Consider the following 19,129-nt stretch of genomic DNA (forward strand, 5'->3'; position numbering starts at 1 on the left):
TTCCCGAGCATCGGGGGGGATTTTTTGTAATACGCTTAGCGCATGGCGCATAGCGCTAAATTAATTGTTATGAACGAAGAAAAAGACGTAAAAAAAGACGAGGGAATTGTAGAGAAATCGAAAAAAGTAAAAGAAGTGGAAAGTCCTGTTAAGTCAGGATTAAAATCAAAAGATGAAATTGTAAAAAACTGGTTGCCACGTTATACCGGTAGGCCATTAGATCAATTTGGCGATTACATCCTGTTAACCAATTTCAGTAAATATGTAAGTATGTTTTCGGAGTGGAATGATAATGCTCCGATTATGGGCTTGGATAAGCCTATGCAAAGTGTTACCGCAAACGGCATCACCATTATCAATTTTGGTATGGGAAGTCCGTTGGCAGCAACCATGATGGATTTACTAACCGCAATTAAACCTAAAGCGGTGCTGTTTTTGGGTAAATGTGGTGGTTTAAAAAAGAAAAACCAACTGGGTGATTTAATTTTACCAATTGCAGCCATTAGGGGAGAAGGTACTTCAAATGATTATCTGCCTGCAGAAGTACCTGCCTTGCCAGCTTTTGCATTACAGAAAGCGATTTCTACAACTATCCGTGACCATGGCCGTGACTATTGGACCGGAACCTGTTATACCACCAACCGTAGGGTTTGGGAACACGACAAAGAATTTAAAAAGTATTTGAAAACATTACGTGCAATGGCAGTTGATATGGAAACTGCAACGATTTTTACCACTGCCTTTGCGAATAAAATACCTGCTGGCGCGTTACTTTTGGTTTCCGATCAACCGATGATCCCTGAAGGTGTCAAAACTGCAGAAAGTGATAGTACAGTAACCGAAAGATATGTAGAAACGCATTTGCGTATCGGTATCGATTCATTAAAGCAATTGATCAATAACGGACTAACGGTTAAACACCTGTTATTTTAAACATAAAAACGTTATCCTATAATGATCGTCACTCTGAACTTCCGCCCGGCCGGTCGGGTGTTTCAGGGTCTTTAGTATATTTTAAGGCCGGGAGTAGCTATCTGATCAGATCATGCATTGATTTTTGTTTAATCATCCGAACTTATTTCAGTATCTTTTAACTTGAGTTATTGATGGATAAGATAGATGCTGAATAAATCCAATAACCGTCCAATCAGCATCGCGTAGTCTTTAAATTTAAGTTGTAAATTTAGGTAAGTACCCGTGTAATACCAAATCATCCTCATCCCTTATATTGTAATTACATCCATTATGAAGCAGTACAATCCTATCAGAAACATCTAGGATCGATTTGTAGTAATGATCAGTAATAATAAAGCCTTTATAGGCTTTCGATAGATCTATATGTCTTTTAATTTCGTCAATAAACAAAGGCGATAGTTGCGAGAACGGCTCATCGAGTAGTACATAATCAGCGTCACTGTAAATCATGAGCAGGGATTCTAAAAATCTGCATTCGCCGCCGGATAAATCATAGAACTTTGATTTTAAATTTTTAGCAACAAATTCAATCTGGTGCAACTCGTCAAAGTGTTTCTTGCAGAAAATATTGATTGCCTGCGAAACATTAACCTGATCCGGTATAAACCTATCTTGTGGGAGATAAGCAAGATTTTTGGATAAATAACCTTTACTGTAAACCTTGCTATTAATATTAAGGTATTTAAATTTGGCTTTTATACTTCCAAAAATAATTTTTAACAGCGTAGATTTACCTGAGCCATTTCTGCCTAACAGGCCCACCACTTCTCCAACATTGCAATTAAGATAAACACTGCTTAATACCGTTCTATTTGCAAAAGATTGGTTAACAGTGTCGATAAAAAGTTCTGGCATATTGACAATAAAAATAAGATTCCGATTAATGTGATTAAATCATAAAGAACTAAGTTTGCCATAATTTTTTTAAAACCAATACCTTGATTTTTGAAAAAATAGGCGGTAGATTGGTAAAACATAAAATATATGCCTACAGAGAATGACCAGCCGATAAGTTTGATAAATATGGCAAGAGAATAAATGCCGGGTTGCAGGAATCCACTTAAAATGAAAAATACCGCGGTTAATAGACTAACGAGTATATTCCATAAAAAGATAGGTTTATATATCGTTATGGATTTTTTGAGTAGTGCAACCGACATGATTTAAAGATATAAAATCATAACGATAAAATTAGTTGTTTTTAAAGAAAAAAGATCGCTACCTGAGTTAGAATAATAATTTGTTCTGAAGATGTTTAATAATATTTTTACTATCTGGTCGTCGTCCCTGAACTTCCGCCCGGCCGGTCGGACGGGTGTTTCAGGATCTTTTAATTAGAGTTATTGAGAGATAGATGCTGAACTAAATTCAGCATGACATATCAGGTTAAAGCAATTGTCGCTCTGAACTTGTTTCAGGGCCTTATTCAGAGATGATAGATGCTGAACTAGATTCAGCATGACGTATCAAGTAAATTAATCGTCATCCTCGAATTTGTTTCAGGATCTTAACTGCAAAAGCGGTGTCCTTAAAACAAAAAAAAGACCGGCGTCTGCCGATCTTTTTGTATCTGTTTGAATCTGATTTCTTATCCTAAATAAGATTTTAAGATTTTACTTCTTGAAGTGTGGCGTAAACGTTGTAGCGCTTTATCTTTAATCTGACGAACACGCTCGCGCGTTAAATTAAATTTCTCGCCAATTTCCTCTAAAGAAAGTGGGTGGTTTGAACCTAAGCCGAAAAATAAAACGATAATTTCTCTTTCCCTTTCAGTTAAAGTAGACAGAGAACGTTTAATTTCTTCTGATAAAGATTCGTTGATCAATGAGCTATCCGTATTTGGCTCATGGTTTTCCAATACATCCAATAATGTATTTTCTTCACCTTGCACAAAAGGAGCATCCATTGATACGTGACGGCCTGAATTACTTAAAGTATCGGAGATTTTATCAACAGTGGTCTCTAAAATATCTGCTAGTTCTTCCGGAGAAGGCTCACGTTCATATTCTTGTTCTAGCTTAGAAAAAGCTTTGCTGATTTTACTTAAAGAACCTACCTGGTTTAAAGGCAAACGCACGATACGACTTTGCTCGGCAATAGCTTGCAAAATAGATTGACGGATCCACCAAACGGCATAAGAAATGAATTTGAAACCTTTGGTCTCATCAAAACGTTTTGCCGCTTTAATTAAGCCTAAGTTGCCCTCATTAATTAAGTCGCCTAAAGTTAAACCTTGGTTTTGATATTGCTTTGCAACAGACACAACGAAACGTAAGTTAGTTTTGGTTAACCGTTCTAATGCAGCCTGATCGCCCTCACGAATCTTTCTTGCTAAAATTACTTCCTCTTCTGCTGTGATTAAATCTACTTTACCAATTTCGTGTAAGTATTTATCTAACGATTGACTTTCGCGGTTGGTAATGGATTGCGTTATCTTGAGTTGTCTCATTTATACGTTTTGTGTGCTCTTTAATTATTGAAGTGTGCAAAGTTACGAAATTGTATGACAATCCGAAAGGATAAAATGCTGAAAATGTTACCGTTTGCACATGTATTTTATACTTTTATTTACAACAAAAATCATTCCAATAAAGTTTTTGACATACTTTGGGTAACGCAAGGTATTGTATTTGCTTTTCAATATATATTTATTGTAATTCAATAAATATACTTTGATTTATAATAAATAGTTTTTTATGTTTGTCTTGTAAATAATTAAATAAATATGATTTTACTGAAATTTAGTTCGTGTAGCAAAATTTCGAATTCACAATAGTTTGCAGATTTTAATTCCTGTGAATCTTTATTATGTTTTTCAGTAAAAGAAATCGCCTTAATTATTTGAAGAATAAATTGAATCTTAACACAAACATTTTAAAATGATATATAATTATGGAAATTAAAATCACAACCAATCAGATTTTGAAGGTATTACAGATTCTCTCCTGGATCATTTTTATTAGCCTATGTGTCGAAGCAGGAGGCGTCTTGGTGAATACCGTTATCACCTTGTTTATAAATGCACATGGTGTGCGAAATTTTTCGGATGGCGCGGATTATTTAGCCAGGGTTTACAACTTTGATCAGGGATATTTTCTTGTTATGACTTCGATAATAATTATTATAACCGTACTAAAATCCATCATATTCTATTTAATTATAAAAGGTTTTAACGAAAAGAAAATCAGTATTGCTAAGCCTTTCGGGATGGAATTAAACAATTTTATTTTAAAAGAGGCTTTATTAGCTTTTGCTATAGGTTTGTTCGCGCATTCAGGCTATAAGTATAGTATTTGGTTAACAGCGCAAGGGCTTACTACAGCCAACCTTCAATCGTTAAATATTGACGGTGCTGAAGTATGGTTTTTTATGGCCGTGATACTTTTTATAATTGTACAGGTGGTAAACAAAGGGATTGAAATTCAAAAAGAAAATGATTTAACGATATAACGATGAATAAAATTTTAAAAGTTTTCAGATACGCCGGTTTCAGCTTGATTTTTATAGCGTTAGTATCTATTATTAGCCACTTGTTTTCGGCATACAGTGACTATAAAGACGGATTAATATCTTTTAGTGCAGTACATAAAAACGAAAAAGCAGAACCAAAGATTGTTAACGGGGCAAAATTTATAAGTATGCATATGGGTACCTATCAATTTAAACCTACTTTTAAACAAGCGATCCTCTTATCCGGTAATGCCGTTGATATGGGCGCGAGTATTATTTTTTATCTAATTCTGGGAGTCGTAATCTTAATTATCGCATACACTAGCCCAAATTCTATTGAAAAGTTAACAGAGCGTAAATTATGGCAATTTGTATGTGTAGGAGGTATTTTGTTTATAGTATTAAAAGCAACTGTATTACTCTCAATTGATAAATACTTATTGCACTTAACCAATAACCAATTCAGTATCCCGCGTATCCATCGGGAATCCATTAATTTCAGTATGCTATCATTAATGGCTATACTTACCATCATTTATGAATTGCTTTCATATGCCAGGAAACTTAAACAAGAAAACGATCTAACCATTTAAGTTAACTGAAAACATTTCTAACTTTACCAGTCGAATGGCTATAATTATAAACCTGGATGTAATGCTTGCCCGTCGCAAAATGTCGCTTACCGAGTTGAGTGAACGTGTAGGGATTACGATGTCTAATTTATCGATACTCAAAACGGGTAAGGCGAAGGCCATCCGTTTAGAGACTTTGGAGGGCATCTGCGAAGCGCTGGATTGCCAGCCAGGAGATATTCTGGAATTTCGCGCCGGGTAAAGCTTATCGGTCTAACTCGTCATCTAATTTATTTTTAAAGGTCTCGTTGAAGGCTGAAGCCGTTTTAAAGCCGCGAGGTTTGATCAGGCCAAGAACCACAAACCTTTCTTAATAACCCCCCGCCTGCAACGGCAGGTGATAGAACGGAAAGCCCGGAGCGAAGCATGAGCAAGGACCTGGAGGGATAGCAGGACTTTCGGAGCCGAAATGTACAGAACCTTGCTTTCCAAAAAAATATTGACCAACTAAGGCAATTTGGTCAATTGAAATGAAATTGACTGACTCGAGTTTCGTTTCACCATGAACCGAAACTAAGGTAAATTATTCGCGTCTGACACCCCGTCATGCGGACACCCCTCTGATAGAGGAGAATAAAAAAAAACCTTCCAGTTAGCACTGAAAGGTTTTAAATATGCTAGGGCTTTAAGCTTTAGTCTTTCTGCTTTTAGCTTGTTATGCTTGTTCAGCTAACACTTTGGTTACTAAATCAGCTGCTTCCTTTAAAGCAATTGCTGAATAAACCTGTAGGCCAGACTCATCAATCAATTTTTTGGCTTCTTCGGCATTCGTACCTTGTAAACGGCAGATAATTGGTACAGGGATATTTCCGATCTCTTTGTATGCATCGATAACACCCTGAGCAACACGGTCGCAACGTACAATACCACCAAAAATGTTGATTAGGATGGCTTTAACGTTAGGGTCTTTCAAAATGATATTGAAAGCTGCTTTAACAGTTTGTGCATTTGCAGTTCCGCCTACGTCAAGGAAGTTAGCAGGCTCACCACCAGCCAATTTGATGATATCCATAGTGGCCATGGCTAGACCGGCACCGTTAACCATACAACCTACGTTACCATCAAGGTTAACGAAGTTCAGGTTGCTTGCACTTGCTTCAACTTCCATCGGATCTTCTTCTGTAACATCGCGCATGGCAGCATAATCCGGGTGACGGAATAAACCGTTCTCATCCAGATTCACTTTGGCGTCAACGGCAATTACTTTATCATCAGAGGTTTTTAATACCGGGTTAATTTCGAACATGGAAGAATCGGTTGCTTCGTAAGCTTTGTATAAAGCAGTAACGAATTTTACCATTTCTTTAAAAGCATTACCACTAACACCTAAGTTGAAAGCAATTTTACGGGCCTGAAAGCCTTGTAAGCCAACTTTAGGGTCAATTTCTTCTTTGAATATTAAGTGTGGGGTATGCTCGGCAACTTCTTCGATATCCATACCACCTTCGGTACTGTACATGATGATATTACGGCCTTTTGCACGATCTAACAATACAGAGATGTAAAATTCTTTTGTTTCAGAAGCGCCTGGATAGTAAACATCCTGAGCAACTAAAACCTTGTTCACTTTTTTACCTTCTGGTCCGGTTTGAGGGGTCACCAATTGCATGCCGATGATATCGGTAGCACGTTGTTTAACCTCTTCAAGGTTTTTGGCTAGTTTAACACCACCACCTTTACCACGACCACCAGCGTGGATCTGCGCTTTAATTACAACCCAATCAGAATTATAATCAGTTTTCAGTTGCTTAGCAGCCTCAACAGCTTGCTCAGGAGTATCGGCAACTATTCCTTCTTGAACGTTAACACCGAAACTTTTTAAAATTTGTTTACCCTGGTATTCGTGAATATTCATCTGTTTATATTTTTGTCTTTATCTGTCAGATGGAGCCTTTTGTCATTAAAACAATCATTTTAACAGCAGCGGGTTCATTTGCTACAAAATTTGCCCAAAGCTACAATTTCAAAGCCTTTAAACAAATAGCATTTGCCGATTTTTTCAGAAAATGAACGTTTTATGTTAATCGAGAAATTAGGGCCTGTAATATGCGCCAGTTTATGGTGTCACGCTGATTTTACAGCTATGCGCCAAGATTTTTTATTTCAAAGTGAGCGGGCAGCTCATCTTGGAGGCCGGCAGCCCTGCTTTCCGCTATAAGTCCTCACTGCGCTCCGGGCTTACCGCTTTAATCAGGCTTAAAAACAATTTGGCTCCTAACAAATGCGAAAAAATCCATTTCCGCTGTGCTAATGATCGTAAAGCTGCAGGAATAAAACGGTTTATAAGTTTCTTTAACTTCCTGCAAATGGAGTTCCAAATATGCCAACGGCCAGTTCCGCCCAGATCAGGAATAAGGCCAATAAAATAGCCACTAATACGATGGTTCTTAATGTGCCGGTTTTTAGGTTTCTAATAACGAGTTCTATGGCCAGGCCGGTACTGAGCAGCAAGGCGCCTGCAATGATGAAATCACTTAATGTCCAGTTCACTTCGTTGGTAAACTGCATGGCAACTAAGGGAATAACTAATATTGATGCGATTACGCTTAGCATAATGATGATCCTTAATTTACCTGAATTTAATGTTTCTTGAGTTTTCATGATTTCTAATGTTTAATATACTGTTTATTTTTGAATTCGGAGCTTAGGGTACTGTAACCACAGGAGTGGGAGTGTTCTGCAGTAGCATCAAAATATTTTGTTCGTTTTAACAGAAGGCATAAAAAATTCCTCATCGTTCATAAAACGGTTTTATCTGTATTTATTCACCTCAAAATATTTTGCTGTATTCCAATCCTGCAAATTCCATGAAAGCCAACTAACATTTTGATAGCGTTCTTTAAAATAGCCTATGCGCTCGTTCAGTAGTTCTTCATAAAACTGCGCACCTTGTGGTTTTGCGATCTCTCTTTCAGGAAGATCTTTTGAAGAATCGTATTGCAGCTTTGCCCGGTTTTGATCTAATATGGGTAAGGTTTTGTCAGATAAGGATAAGAGGTAATCGGCATCTACAACAACGCGCTCGCTGTTGGAGAGATTGTATTCGGCGATAAAAACATCCCAGTTTACCAGGCTGAAGGCTAACAGTAGCACAAACCAGATATTTCCGTTTACCTTAAAAAGGTAAAATAAGGTTTTCTCCTTTACCACCTTAATGTAAACTGTGGCCAAACCAATAATACAGAGAATAGCAAAAACCAAAACGCCGATTCTTTTATTTGTCAGGCCATAAAATTCAATATAGTAACCATCGCGGATAAACACCGAAATGATGAGAATGAAATTTTGCACTATCCAGGCAATTGCCAGATTTTTTAAGGTTTTGCTTTTGTGGTAAAAATTAAGGTTGCCACGAAAGAAATACAAGATTATGGCCATAGCCAGTATAATACTGAAAATTAGGGCATTTGTGCCATCATGCAGATCGGCAGAGAAGTTTCCTTTAGGTTTATAACCCAGCCAAAGTGTTGAAATATCGATCAGGTTTACAAATAAAAGCAGGAGATTTAGCGAAACAAACGAAATAAGACCGATGATATATTCGGTTTTCAATGCCATTTTTTTGGTGATGAGCTGACTGGTAAAAGTATGGGCTACTTCATACCAGATGCTTCTGGGCTTCTGGCTGCGTCTTATCCTTAACAACTTTTCATTACAACTCGCTTCGAGCTTTTCGATGCTTTTATTATAAAAGGTAATGATTAAGCCCGCAGTTAAAAACAAACCGAAACAGAAGTGCATAAAACGTGGAAAACTTAAATCCCGGAAGATAAAACTAAAAATGTTATTGAATAAGTTATAAATACCAGTAAATGTTGTTTCTAAATAATGCCTAAAAATTTCGTTGGCACCACTATATATCGATGTGAAAACGAAAATGATAAAAAACGGTAATATGATGTATTTAATTGGCTTGAATAGGGGGTTCAACTTAAAATTACCAATTTCAAGTTCAGAGAACCTTTTAATTAAACTGGCCGGAACAGTAACGAACTGGAGAACAGTTGCCAAGGCTGCAACATAGATTGTACACACTGCCTGATAATGGGCAAAGCCCACAAAAAATAACAAACTGATGCAATAACTCACACTGGTTAGCACCGAATTGTTTATTACAACGAGTACTGCTGACAAAAGGTGGGCTAATGCATATAATTTGAATTTTTTGCTTTTAGCCACTTCACTGTTGAATAAGGTAATTATAATAATAAAAATACTATAAATCAATTGGTTTAAAGCCAGCCACTCTTCCCAAAAGATGTAGCTAAAAAGCAATCCGCCCAGTAGGGTAGAAAGCAGTAAAAAGTTAGATTTTCTTGTCATTTGTTTAGGATAAAAAAAGGGGATGTGAAACAATAAAGAAATAGAAAAGGCTTAAGGGGATATTGAGCAGCATACTTAAAATCGCTATCATATAGGCCCGCCATTGGGCTGTCTTATACATCAGTTCTACTAAAAGCGCAAATAAAAAGATGCCATTAATCACAAATGCTGATAATAGGTACATCAATCCCAGTACTATCAAAAAGTTTGCATGTGATATCAGATATGCTACTAAAATTATGGTTCCAAAAAATGCAGAATGGTAGGCAAGCTTTCTTCCAACGTAAGTCATTTGTGGTTCTTTAATTTCTTTCATTATCGTAGTTTTTAAAAGTGCTTTGAATTTCAAAGTATTCATTCAAAAAAAAATCTTATAGTTTCCTGATCATTTTCTCCAATGCATCTAAATGTGCTTTAAAGGCTTGCCTGCCTAACTCGGTAATGGAGTAGGTGGTACTGGTTTTACGACCAATAAAGCCCTTATGTACTTTAATGAAATCGGCTTGCTCTAACGTATTCAGGTGCGAGGCTAGGTTTCCATCAGTTAACTCAAGCATCTGTTTCAGGTCGTTAAAGCCAATTTCTTTGTTCACCACCAGCATAGACATCACGCCGAGTCTGATCCGGCTATCGAATATTTTATTTAAATCTGCTATAGGGTTTTTCATCCTTACTGACCTCTCTCATATTTAAAATACATCAAAAGGCCATAAACAATGTGTAGCAAGCCAAAGCCCAAAGCCCAGAAAATTAATCCATAACCCACATAAAACATACAGATTAAACCTAATATCACTTCGCAAAAGCCTAAATAGCGGATATCACTGTAAGTAAATTTACTGGCGTTAATTAATGCTAAGCCATAAAAAATAAGGCAGCTGGGCGCGATAATACTATAAGTGTTCGGGTGATTGATCAATAAAGCGATAATAAATAATCCTCCCGCAAACAACGGAATAAATAAATTAATTAAAAGTGATTTGGAAGTTTTATCCCAGATTGGAAGATTGTTTTTCTGACTTTTTCTATAGGTAAATAAAACACCGCCAGCTAAAGCAATTACTAACACAAAAATACCGAGTTTGATCAGGTTAAATTCCAGGTCCATTTCTCCATCTACACCATAACCATAACCCCTTTTATTAATGAATTTGTTAATTTCATCGTTTGCAAAATAAGCACCAATTAAGGCAATCGCACCCGCAAAAATACCCGATAAACCACTCAAAGAAATAAACCTTGATGACCTATCCATCATATTTCTGATATCTTTTAAGGTATTTAATTGTTCTTCTGGAGTGTTCATTTTAAAAGTGCTTTGTTTTTCAAAGTTAAATAGAAAATTAATATTTGCAAATCTTTTTTATTTTTTCCTTTGGGGTTATTACACCGATTAATGGATGACACAGATTGTAAGGTTCCAATCTTTTAGACTTTTTTTTATTTGTTGCCCTGAATCAAGTCTTTGTACTGTGTTTTTAGCCTTCGGTTTTTGAGCTTTCAATTTCAATCTTCAGTTTTTTCTTTCTTCGCTTTGATCATTAGTCTTTCCGCTTTCTGCTTTGGTCTTTCCGCTTTTTTACTAAATTTGAACCATGCTAAAAGCCACTGGAATCAGAAAATCATACGGAAATCTTCAAATTTTAAAAGGTGTAAATTTCGAAGTGCAAAAAGGGGAGATCGTGAGTATTATTGGGCCATCTGGTGCTGGTAAAAGTACTTTGTTACATATCTTAGGCACATTGGATAAGCCTGATGAAGGATTTGTGGAATTAAAAGGTACAGTTATAAATAAGTTGAACGGCGACTTGTTGAGCAATTTCCGAAATCAGAATATCGGTTTTGTATTTCAGTTCCATCATTTATTGCCAGAATTTAGTGCCATCGAAAATATCTGTATCCCCGCATTTATAGCCAAAACCAGTAAAAAGCAGGCTGAAATAAGGGCACTTGAACTATTAGACCTTTTCGGACTTAAAGATAGGGCACAGCATAAGCCGAACCAGTTGTCTGGTGGTGAACAGCAACGCGTATCTATCGCAAGAGCATTGATCAATAATCCTTCGATTATACTAGCTGATGAACCTTCGGGAAATTTAGACTCTGAAAATGCAGCAGGTTTACACCAGTTATTTGTGAGTTTGCGTGATAATTTCCACCAAACGTTTGTAATTGTTACGCACAACGAACATCTTGCCAAAACCAGCGATCGGGTAGTGAGCATGAAAGACGGTTTGATTGTATAAAATTTAACCATTCATTCAATAATTCAATAACGCCATTATTCACTATTAACTTATTCAATCATAAAATTGTGAAAATACTCATTACAGGGGGCAATCACGCAAAAGCTTTAAAAGTGATGAAAGCATTTCCTACTCATTTTGTACTGTTGGCCGATTATGGTGATGTACCAGGGATAGTTACTGAAAATTATGCCTTTTCGTCATTAGGATTGCTGAATAGAGATAGCATTGCCCATATTTTATTAAATTTTTGCATTACAGAGGGGATAGATTGTATTATCCCGCTACACCAATATGAAACAGAGCCAATTGCTAAATCGGCTGTGCTTTTTGGAGAATATGGCATCCAGGTTTTATTACCAGATGCCAGTTTAATAGCCGGATACCTGTCCAACGAACAAAATACTTATCAGCATTTTGCTGTTTTTGTGGCAGGAGAATGCGTATTTGCGAGCGGAAAGGAAATTTTTGTCAGAACCAATGAGAAATTAAACGGGGTGTTCGGGTACAATGTTGCTGATGATGACTTTAAACTTTTTACAATTTAATATGGATGCAAGTCAATACGTTAAAGATAAACAGCTGGTAATTTTTGAACTGGATGATGTTTTGTTCCCAGAGAAAGATTATTTATTACAGGTTTATTATCTGTTTGCCCAATTTATAGAATATACGGAGCAAAAAAGTGCACAGCCCATTCTCGATTTCATGCGTAACGAATACGAAAATAAAGGTACAACAAAGCTTTTTGAGAAAACTGCAAACCAGTTCGGCATTGATAATAAGTATGAGTATAATTTCGACCTCCTGCATCAGAGTGCACGTTTGCCCTTAAAGCTTTTGCTTTATAAAAATATGCTCGAATTTATGCAGGAACTTGTTGTTGACCGTAAAAAAATTGTAATCGTAACAGCTGGCAATCCCGAGCAACAACTTAACAAAATTAAACAGACTGAATGGAATGGCCTGGAGCAATATCTTAAGGTATATTTTGCAGATGAGTTAGGCCAGCCTAAAGTGGAAATTTTTCGGAACATATTAAATGACAACAATTTATTGGTTAACCAGGCGTTAGTTGTTGGTGCAAATAAATTTGATGAGCAACAATCCAAATCAATTAATTTGCAGTATATTGTATCGTTAGAAATTTACAAATAATATGCTTAGAAAATTTATTTCGCAGCACACATTTTGGTGTGCTTTGATTATTGTGGCTGGGTTTACAGCATCATGTAAAAAATCAAGTAATAATCCTGATAACAATACTGATGGGGAATCAAATCTTTTGCAAACACCAACTAGTGATAGAACCCTACTAACCAAGGATTCGATTTTTTTATATGCCAAACAAACCTACTTCTGGAATGTGGGCATGCCCAGTTACGATACTTTTAACCCGAGGAAATATAGCTCAAACAATGCCATTATTGCAGCACTTAAAGCCTTGCCCAGCACTGGCGGAAAAGATAAATATTCTTTTATTGATGATGGGTCTGTAGCGAGTCAGCTTAGTGGGGCAGGTGAAGATTATGGTTTTTCGGCTAATTTCGATTCAAATGACCTTTTACGCGTTAAATACGTTTACCCAGGCTCTCCCGCCGATTTAAAAGGGCTAAAGCGTGGTTACCAGTTGATCAAGGTTAATGGAGGTGGTACTTCAAGGTCAAGCAATGATATTGCCAATCTCAATGCTTCTATATTTGGCGATAATCCTTCAATTTCGTTAACCTTTATCAAACCAGCTGGCGGCACACAGGATATTGTTATTAATCGTGCCAGTTATAACATCAACCCTGTTTTATTTACCAATACTTATACTATTGGTGCAAAAAAAGTAGGCTACATTGTATTTAATAGTTTTACTACTAATGCTACTGCTGCTTTGGATGCCGCTTTTTCGAAATTTACTACCGATGGTGTGACCGAATTGGTGGTAGATTTAAGGTACAATGGCGGCGGCTCTGTGGCTACGTCCGAATTATTTACCAACTTAATTGCACCACCTGCACAAAATGGTAAAATTATGTACACTACTTATTGGACTAAAACCATGCAGGATGGTAATGCAACTATTTTACAGAACCAGAAATTTTATGCTAAAGGAAATGATGGTGTAACCCGGCTTTATTCTTATTTCGATTATTCTTATAAGCCGACCATAGCGGCAGGCAATCAGGAAACTTTCGCCAAACGTGGATCTTTAAACGGGTTAACGCGCGTTTATTTCCTGGTTACCAGTGGTACCGCTTCTGCTAGCGAATTATTAATCAACAATTTAAAGCCGGTATTTGATGTGAAATTGATTGGCAAAACAACTTATGGCAAGCCCGTAGGCTTCTTTTCTATCCGCATTGATAAAAACGATTTGTACATTCCGCAATTTCAAACTAAAAATCAGTTGGATCAGGGCGATTATTTTGCTGGGATGACAGTGGATAAAGATGTTGCGGATGACCTGACCAAGGATTTCGGCGACCCATCAGAAAAAATGCTGGCTCAGGCTTTGTACTATTCTGCAAATAATAATTTCTCTGCACTGACTAAAGATAACGTGCTTAGTGGTACATCCGGCATAGGCAGACAACAGACAGATGCCGCTAACGAAAAACTCGATCATGAATTTAAAGGAATGGTTGAAACCAGAAAGTTAAAGTTTAAATAATTTCTGATTTTTTACCAAAAAAGGCCAGTTTTGTATCTCAAATCTGGCCCTTTTTATATCTTAATTGCAATTTTTGAGTAATTAGGTGTTGCTTTTTTTTAAAAAATTTGATAAGCTTGTTTAACATTAATCGTTAAAGAGACCCATGCCAATAGAAATCGTAGAAAAGGAACACATCAGTTATTTAAATATTATCAATGCCAAGGAAGATCATTCTCACGAATTGCAAACCAAGCTTGATGAAGCGCAAAGATTAGGTAACGAATTTAAATCAAAAGCCGTTATTACTTTTAATACCACCATCGGCCCTAAACGTGTTGATACAACCGTTTGGTCAGTAACAGAGAAATACATACAGCTAAAAAACAATATTCATATTCCATTAAAAAGTTTAATCGATATCGATTTTTAAGCTTGCTTTAAGGAAATAAATCATCCCGCATTTATTTAACCTTATTACATTATGAGCACGCTACACAAAATTGCCTTAACTTTTATTAAGTCTATTGGTCCCGTAACGGCCAAAAATCTTCTGGCCTACTGTGGAAGTGCCGAAAATATATTTTCGGCAAACAAAAAGCAGCTCTTGCAGATTCCAGGCGTTGGAGAAAAAACAATTGAGGCCATTCGTGGTACCGATGCGCTGACGAGGGCCAGGCAAGAACTGGATTTTATTGAAAAACATGGGATAGAAGTATTGTTTTTTTCGGACGAGAAATATCCTAAAAGGTTAAAGAACTGTATCGACTCACCTATACTACTTTATGCAAAAGGTACAGTTGATTTTAATCAGCAACGTATCATCAGTGTTGTTGGAACACGTAATGCAACAAGTTACGGGAAAAACCTTTGCAAAGAATTGTGTGAGGTTTTAGCACCATACCAGGTTTTGATCGTTAGCGGACTTGCTTATGGTATTGATGTAACCACTCATAAAGAATGCCTGGCCAACCACATCCCGACTGTTGGGGTACTTGGTCATGGTTTAGACCGGATGTATCCAAAAATCCATAAAACGGTTGCGCAGAAAATGGTTTTAAATGGAGGCCTGCTCACCGAGTTTCCAATCCTGACCAATCCCGATCGTCCTAACTTTCCCCAAAGAAACCGGATTATTGCTGGTATTGCAGATGCTACAGTAGTGGTTGAAGCATCAATAAAAGGAGGAGCCTTAATTACGGCAGAAATAGCAAATTCTTATAATAAAGATGTATATGCTTTTCCAGGCAGAACGAATGATGTTTTTTCTGAAGGGTGTAACTTCCTGATTAAGACCAATAGGGCCGGATTAATTAACAATGCCAACGACTTGATTTATTACCTGGGCTGGGACGCTGAGATGAAGGTTAAACAAATGCCGCAAACCACTTTGCAATTAAATCTTACCCCTAACGAGCAACGTGTTATTGATGCTTTAAAAAATGGTCAGCTTTCTATAGATGATCTATCGCTTCAATTAAATATTCAGCAAAGTAAACTGGCCATTGTAATCCTTACTTTAGAGATGCAGGGCATCATTGTTTCTTTGCCTGGTAAAATTTATAAATTGGCTTAAAATTACAACTTTTAGTGGAGGATTTCTCATGGAAATTTGGAGACTAAATTTAGATTTTCCCATCTCTGCATACCTTATCTGTATGAAGGACCAACAATTTGAATTACATTTGCCCAATAATCAATCTATAATGCCTATCAGTATTATAGTTTATGCAATTAAATTCTTTTAAATTTTGATTTTCAAAATTATGTTTCAAATAAAATATAGTTCGTAAAATACTAAATGCCTTTTCTTAATTTTGTAACATGTGGTACAATAATATTTTAGAAACTATTGGCAATACGCCTTTGGTTAAATTAAATACGATAACAAAAGGAGTTCCTGGAACAATTCTGGCAAAAATAGAGACTACTAATCCAGGCAATTCAATTAAAGACCGTATGGCGGTTAAAATGATTGAAGATGCCGAGAAAAGCGGTAAGTTAAAACCAGGAGGAACCATTATAGAAGGTACATCAGGTAATACCGGAATGGGTCTTGCTATGGCAGCTATTATTAAAGGTTATAAATGTATTTTTACCACAACGGATAAACAATCTAAGGAGAAGGTGGATGCTTTACGTGCCTTTGGTGCCGAAGTAATTGTTTGTCCTACAAACGTTGAGCCTGAAGATCCACGTTCTTATTATTCTGTTTCTTCGCGTTTAGAACGCGAGGTTCCAAATTCGTGGAAACCCAATCAATATGACAATTTAGCTAACTCTCAGGCGCATTATGAGCAAACTGGTCCTGAGATCTGGGAGCAAACAGAAGGTAAAATTACACACTTGGTAGTTGGAGTGGGTACAGGTGGAACCATTTCCGGAACCGGGAAATATCTGAAAGAAAAAAATCCTGATATTAAAGTATGGGGAATTGATACCTATGGTTCGGTTTTCAAAAAATATAAGGAGACTGGAATTTTTGATAAGGATGAAATTTATCCTTACATCACCGAAGGTATTGGCGAAGATTTCCTTCCGGCAAATGTGAATTTTGATGTGATTGACCTATTTGAAAAGGTGACCGATAAAGATGCTGCGTTAATGACCCGCGATATTGCCCGTAAAGAAGGTATTTTTGTAGGTAACTCGGCCGGTGCTGCTATTGGAGGCTTAATTCAGTTAAAAGATAAACTAAAGCCCGAAGATGTTGTTGTGGTTATTTTTCACGACCATGGTAGCCGTTACATGGGCAAAATGTACAATGAAGATTGGTTACGTGAACGCGGATTTTTACAAGACGAAAAACTAACCGCAAAATCAATTTTATCTAAAAAAGAAAGTACAGAGATTGTAACCCTCGATGCACAAAAATCTGTGCTCGAAGCCATCAACACCATTAAATCAATGAACATCTCTCAAATTCCGGTAACACAACAGGGGATGATTGTAGGTAAAATCGCTGAAAGTGATATTTTAAGTGCTTTGTTGGAAAATCCGGGATTGAAATCTGCTCCGATTTCAGACATTATGACGCCCACTTTCCCGTTTGTAGATTTGAATACTTCCATTGATAAAATTTCTTCATTGATCAATAAAGAAAATTCAGCTGTATTGGTTGAAGATGAAACGGGTAAAATTGAAATTATTACCCAGTATGATATTATAAAATGCAATATCGGGTTAAGAGAATGTATGATGGAAAATGGATGATGATGTAATTCATGCTACCGTCCTCCTGAACTTGTTTCAGGATCTTTCAATAAGTTATCCCTTTCAATACGTCCTTTCGAGTGGAGTGCAACGGAACCGAGAAATCTGTCAAGTTAGATCTCATTGTTGGTCGGGATTTGTAATCCCGACCGTTTGAGTAAGATGTAAAATGTCGGATGGAAAGAAAATGTAATTCCTGCAATCGTCATCTAAACTTGTTTCAGGATTTTAAAATTTAAATTGTTGTTCGGGATTTGTAAATCCGACTGCTTAAATCATTATCAAAAGACGGGATGCAAATCCCGACTAGTATGAATATTAAGAAAAAACGTCCGGTAATTATTACACGGACGTTTTTCATTATGCTATTTCCGCATCGGTTTTTACCTTAAACCCTCCACCTTCAAACCTTCTACCTTAATGGCTAGGCGCATCTGCATTTACACGTTTTATTTGCGCACCTAATGCACGTAAACGGGTGTCGATATCCTGGTAACCACGCTCAATCTGTTCGATGTTATAAATGGTCGATTTACCTTCTGCAGATAGTGCTGCAATTAATAAAGAAACACCAGCCCTGATATCTGGAGAAGTCATGCTGATTCCGCGGAGTTTATATTTTTTATCAATACCATTAACCGTAGCACGGTGCGGATCGCAAAGAATAATCTGTGCACCCATATCAATCAGTTTATCCACGAAGAATAAACGGCTTTCAAACATTTTCTGGTGAATGAGTACGTTTCCTTTTGCCTGTGTAGCTACAACCAAAACAATGCTCAATAAGTCAGGCGTAAAACCTGGCCATGGTGAATCGGCAATGGTTAAAATAGAACCATCAATAAATGTATCGATTTCGTAGTGTTTTTGCGAAGGTACATAAATATCATCGCCACGACGCTCTAGTTTGATTCCCAGTTTTCTGAAGACCTCTGGTATTACTCCGAGTTCATCATAACAAACATCTTTAATGGTAATTTCCGATTCTGTCATCGCCGCCATACCAATAAAAGAACCAATTTCGATCATATCCGGCAACATTCTATGCTCGGTTCCACCTAAAACTTTTACGCCTTCAATAGTTAATAAATTAGAACCAATGCCCGAAATTTTTGCACCCATGCGGTTAAGCATTTTACAAAGTTGTTGTAAGTATGGTTCGCAGGCGGCATTGTAAATAGTAGTGGTGCCTTTAGCTAAAACAGCGGCCATCACAATGTTTGCCGTTCCGGTTACCGAGGCTTCATCTAAGAGGATGTAAGCTCCCTGTAAATTGGTGGCATCTACATTAAAGAAAGCTTTTTTGCTATCGTAAACAAATTTCGCCCCTAGTTTTTCGAAACCGATAAAGTGGGTATCTAACCTTCTGCGACCAATTTTATCGCCACCTGGTTTCGGAATTGCCGCTTTGCCAAAACGTGCTAACAATGGTCCAACAATCATAATTGAACCACGTAAACCACCACCTTTAGCTTTAAACGTATCAGATTCGAAGAATTTAAATCGATGTTTTTGGCTTCAAAAGTATAGGTATCTTTATTTATGCGCTCAACGATAACACCTAAATCACCAAGTAATTCAATCAGTTTATTTACGTCTTTAATATCAGGAATATTACTGATGGTTACTTTTTCTTCGGTAAGCAATAC

The 19,129-nt window shown here is 36.9% G+C and carries 19 protein-coding genes and 1 pseudogene; 11 read left to right on the forward strand and 9 right to left on the reverse strand.

The window, feature by feature from the left end:
* The first annotated feature begins 69 nt into the window (after nucleotides 1-69).
* On the forward strand, nucleotides 70-933 hold the full coding sequence (locus PGN18_RS19980) for an AMP nucleosidase (protein WP_335321341.1): 864 nt from the start codon (nucleotides 70-72) through the stop codon (nucleotides 931-933).
* A 237-nt stretch (nucleotides 934-1,170) separates the two neighbouring features.
* On the opposite strand, the gene PGN18_RS19985 is transcribed toward PGN18_RS19980, so the two are convergent.
* Nucleotides 1,171-1,830, reverse strand: coding sequence for an ATP-binding cassette domain-containing protein (locus PGN18_RS19985; RefSeq protein WP_335321342.1), 660 nt, complete (start codon nucleotides 1,828-1,830; stop codon nucleotides 1,171-1,173).
* Between the two features lie 733 nt (nucleotides 1,831-2,563).
* A complete protein-coding gene (locus PGN18_RS19990; protein WP_010601359.1) occupies nucleotides 2,564-3,424 on the reverse strand; it encodes a sigma-70 family RNA polymerase sigma factor in 861 nt (286 codons plus the stop codon).
* 443 nt (nucleotides 3,425-3,867) lie between these two features.
* Between PGN18_RS19990 and PGN18_RS19995 the strand changes: the two genes are divergently transcribed.
* Genes PGN18_RS19995 through PGN18_RS20005 form a run of 3 tightly spaced genes read left to right on the forward strand, consistent with a single transcriptional unit; the run spans nucleotide 3,868 to nucleotide 5,259 of the window.
* Nucleotides 3,868-4,425, forward strand: coding sequence for a hypothetical protein (locus tag PGN18_RS19995; RefSeq protein WP_335321344.1), 558 nt, complete (start codon nucleotides 3,868-3,870; stop codon nucleotides 4,423-4,425).
* A gap of 2 nt (nucleotides 4,426-4,427) precedes the next feature.
* The gene (locus PGN18_RS20000) at nucleotides 4,428-5,018 is read left to right on the forward strand and encodes a hypothetical protein (protein ID WP_335321345.1); all 591 of its coding nucleotides are present in this window, start codon (nucleotides 4,428-4,430) and stop codon (nucleotides 5,016-5,018) included.
* 34 nt (nucleotides 5,019-5,052) lie between these two features.
* A complete protein-coding gene (locus PGN18_RS20005) occupies nucleotides 5,053-5,259 on the forward strand; it encodes a helix-turn-helix domain-containing protein (protein WP_335321346.1) in 207 nt (68 codons plus the stop codon).
* A 453-nt stretch (nucleotides 5,260-5,712) separates the two neighbouring features.
* On the opposite strand, the gene sucC is transcribed toward PGN18_RS20005, so the two are convergent.
* The 6 genes from sucC to PGN18_RS20035 all read right to left on the reverse strand — a co-directional run bounded on the left by sucC (nucleotide 5,713) and on the right by PGN18_RS20035 (nucleotide 10,686).
* Nucleotides 5,713-6,912: an ADP-forming succinate--CoA ligase subunit beta gene (sucC, locus tag PGN18_RS20010; protein WP_205058978.1), complete on the reverse strand. Its 1,200-nt coding sequence runs from the start codon at nucleotides 6,910-6,912 to the stop codon at nucleotides 5,713-5,715.
* Nucleotides 6,913-7,349: 437 nt separating this feature from the next.
* Nucleotides 7,350-7,658 (reverse strand): hypothetical protein, encoded by a 309-nt coding sequence (locus PGN18_RS20015; protein ID WP_335321347.1) that lies wholly within the window; start codon nucleotides 7,656-7,658, stop codon nucleotides 7,350-7,352.
* Nucleotides 7,659-7,808: 150 nt separating this feature from the next.
* Complete coding sequence (locus PGN18_RS20020) at nucleotides 7,809-9,380, reverse strand: DUF4153 domain-containing protein (RefSeq protein ID WP_335321348.1); 1,572 nt, start codon at nucleotides 9,378-9,380, stop codon at nucleotides 7,809-7,811.
* Between the two features lie 4 nt (nucleotides 9,381-9,384).
* Nucleotides 9,385-9,696 carry a hypothetical protein gene (locus PGN18_RS20025; RefSeq protein ID WP_335321349.1) on the reverse strand — a complete coding sequence of 104 codons (312 nt, stop codon included), beginning with the start codon at nucleotides 9,694-9,696 and terminating at the stop codon, nucleotides 9,385-9,387.
* 55 nt (nucleotides 9,697-9,751) lie between these two features.
* Nucleotides 9,752-10,048, reverse strand: a complete 297-nt coding sequence (locus PGN18_RS20030; RefSeq protein ID WP_335321350.1) for a winged helix-turn-helix domain-containing protein — start codon at nucleotides 10,046-10,048, stop codon at nucleotides 9,752-9,754.
* A 2-nt stretch (nucleotides 10,049-10,050) separates the two neighbouring features.
* Nucleotides 10,051-10,686 carry a hypothetical protein gene (locus PGN18_RS20035; RefSeq protein WP_335321351.1) on the reverse strand — a complete coding sequence of 212 codons (636 nt, stop codon included), beginning with the start codon at nucleotides 10,684-10,686 and terminating at the stop codon, nucleotides 10,051-10,053.
* Between the two features lie 289 nt (nucleotides 10,687-10,975).
* On the opposite strand from PGN18_RS20035, the gene PGN18_RS20040 reads away from it, so the two are divergent.
* From PGN18_RS20040 to PGN18_RS20070, 7 genes are all read left to right on the forward strand, one after another.
* Nucleotides 10,976-11,626 carry an ABC transporter ATP-binding protein gene (locus tag PGN18_RS20040; RefSeq protein WP_335321352.1) on the forward strand — a complete coding sequence of 217 codons (651 nt, stop codon included), beginning with the start codon at nucleotides 10,976-10,978 and terminating at the stop codon, nucleotides 11,624-11,626.
* Nucleotides 11,627-11,694: 68 nt separating this feature from the next.
* Nucleotides 11,695-12,174, forward strand: coding sequence for a hypothetical protein (locus PGN18_RS20045; RefSeq protein ID WP_335321353.1), 480 nt, complete (start codon nucleotides 11,695-11,697; stop codon nucleotides 12,172-12,174).
* Between the two features lies 1 nt (nucleotide 12,175).
* Complete coding sequence (locus PGN18_RS20050; RefSeq protein ID WP_335321354.1) at nucleotides 12,176-12,784, forward strand: HAD family hydrolase; 609 nt, start codon at nucleotides 12,176-12,178, stop codon at nucleotides 12,782-12,784.
* 1 nt (nucleotide 12,785) lies between these two features.
* On the forward strand, nucleotides 12,786-14,288 hold the full coding sequence (locus PGN18_RS20055; protein WP_335321355.1) for a S41 family peptidase: 1,503 nt from the start codon (nucleotides 12,786-12,788) through the stop codon (nucleotides 14,286-14,288).
* 145 nt (nucleotides 14,289-14,433) lie between these two features.
* Complete coding sequence (locus tag PGN18_RS20060; protein ID WP_193424894.1) at nucleotides 14,434-14,700, forward strand: hypothetical protein; 267 nt, start codon at nucleotides 14,434-14,436, stop codon at nucleotides 14,698-14,700.
* 51 nt (nucleotides 14,701-14,751) lie between these two features.
* Nucleotides 14,752-15,843 (forward strand): DNA-processing protein DprA, encoded by a 1,092-nt coding sequence (gene dprA, locus PGN18_RS20065; protein WP_335321356.1) that lies wholly within the window; start codon nucleotides 14,752-14,754, stop codon nucleotides 15,841-15,843.
* Nucleotides 15,844-16,091: 248 nt separating this feature from the next.
* Entirely contained in the window at nucleotides 16,092-17,480 is a 1,389-nt protein-coding gene (locus tag PGN18_RS20070; protein WP_335321357.1) for a pyridoxal-phosphate dependent enzyme, read from the forward strand.
* Between the two features lie 417 nt (nucleotides 17,481-17,897).
* Here PGN18_RS20070 and murA read toward each other — a convergent pair.
* Nucleotides 17,898-19,129 (reverse strand): annotated as a pseudogene (gene murA, locus PGN18_RS20075) (UDP-N-acetylglucosamine 1-carboxyvinyltransferase); the annotation flags it as partial.

Source organism: Pedobacter terrae, from assembly GCF_036946585.1.
GTDB classification, from domain to species: Bacteria; Bacteroidota; Bacteroidia; order Sphingobacteriales; family Sphingobacteriaceae; genus Pedobacter; species Pedobacter terrae_C.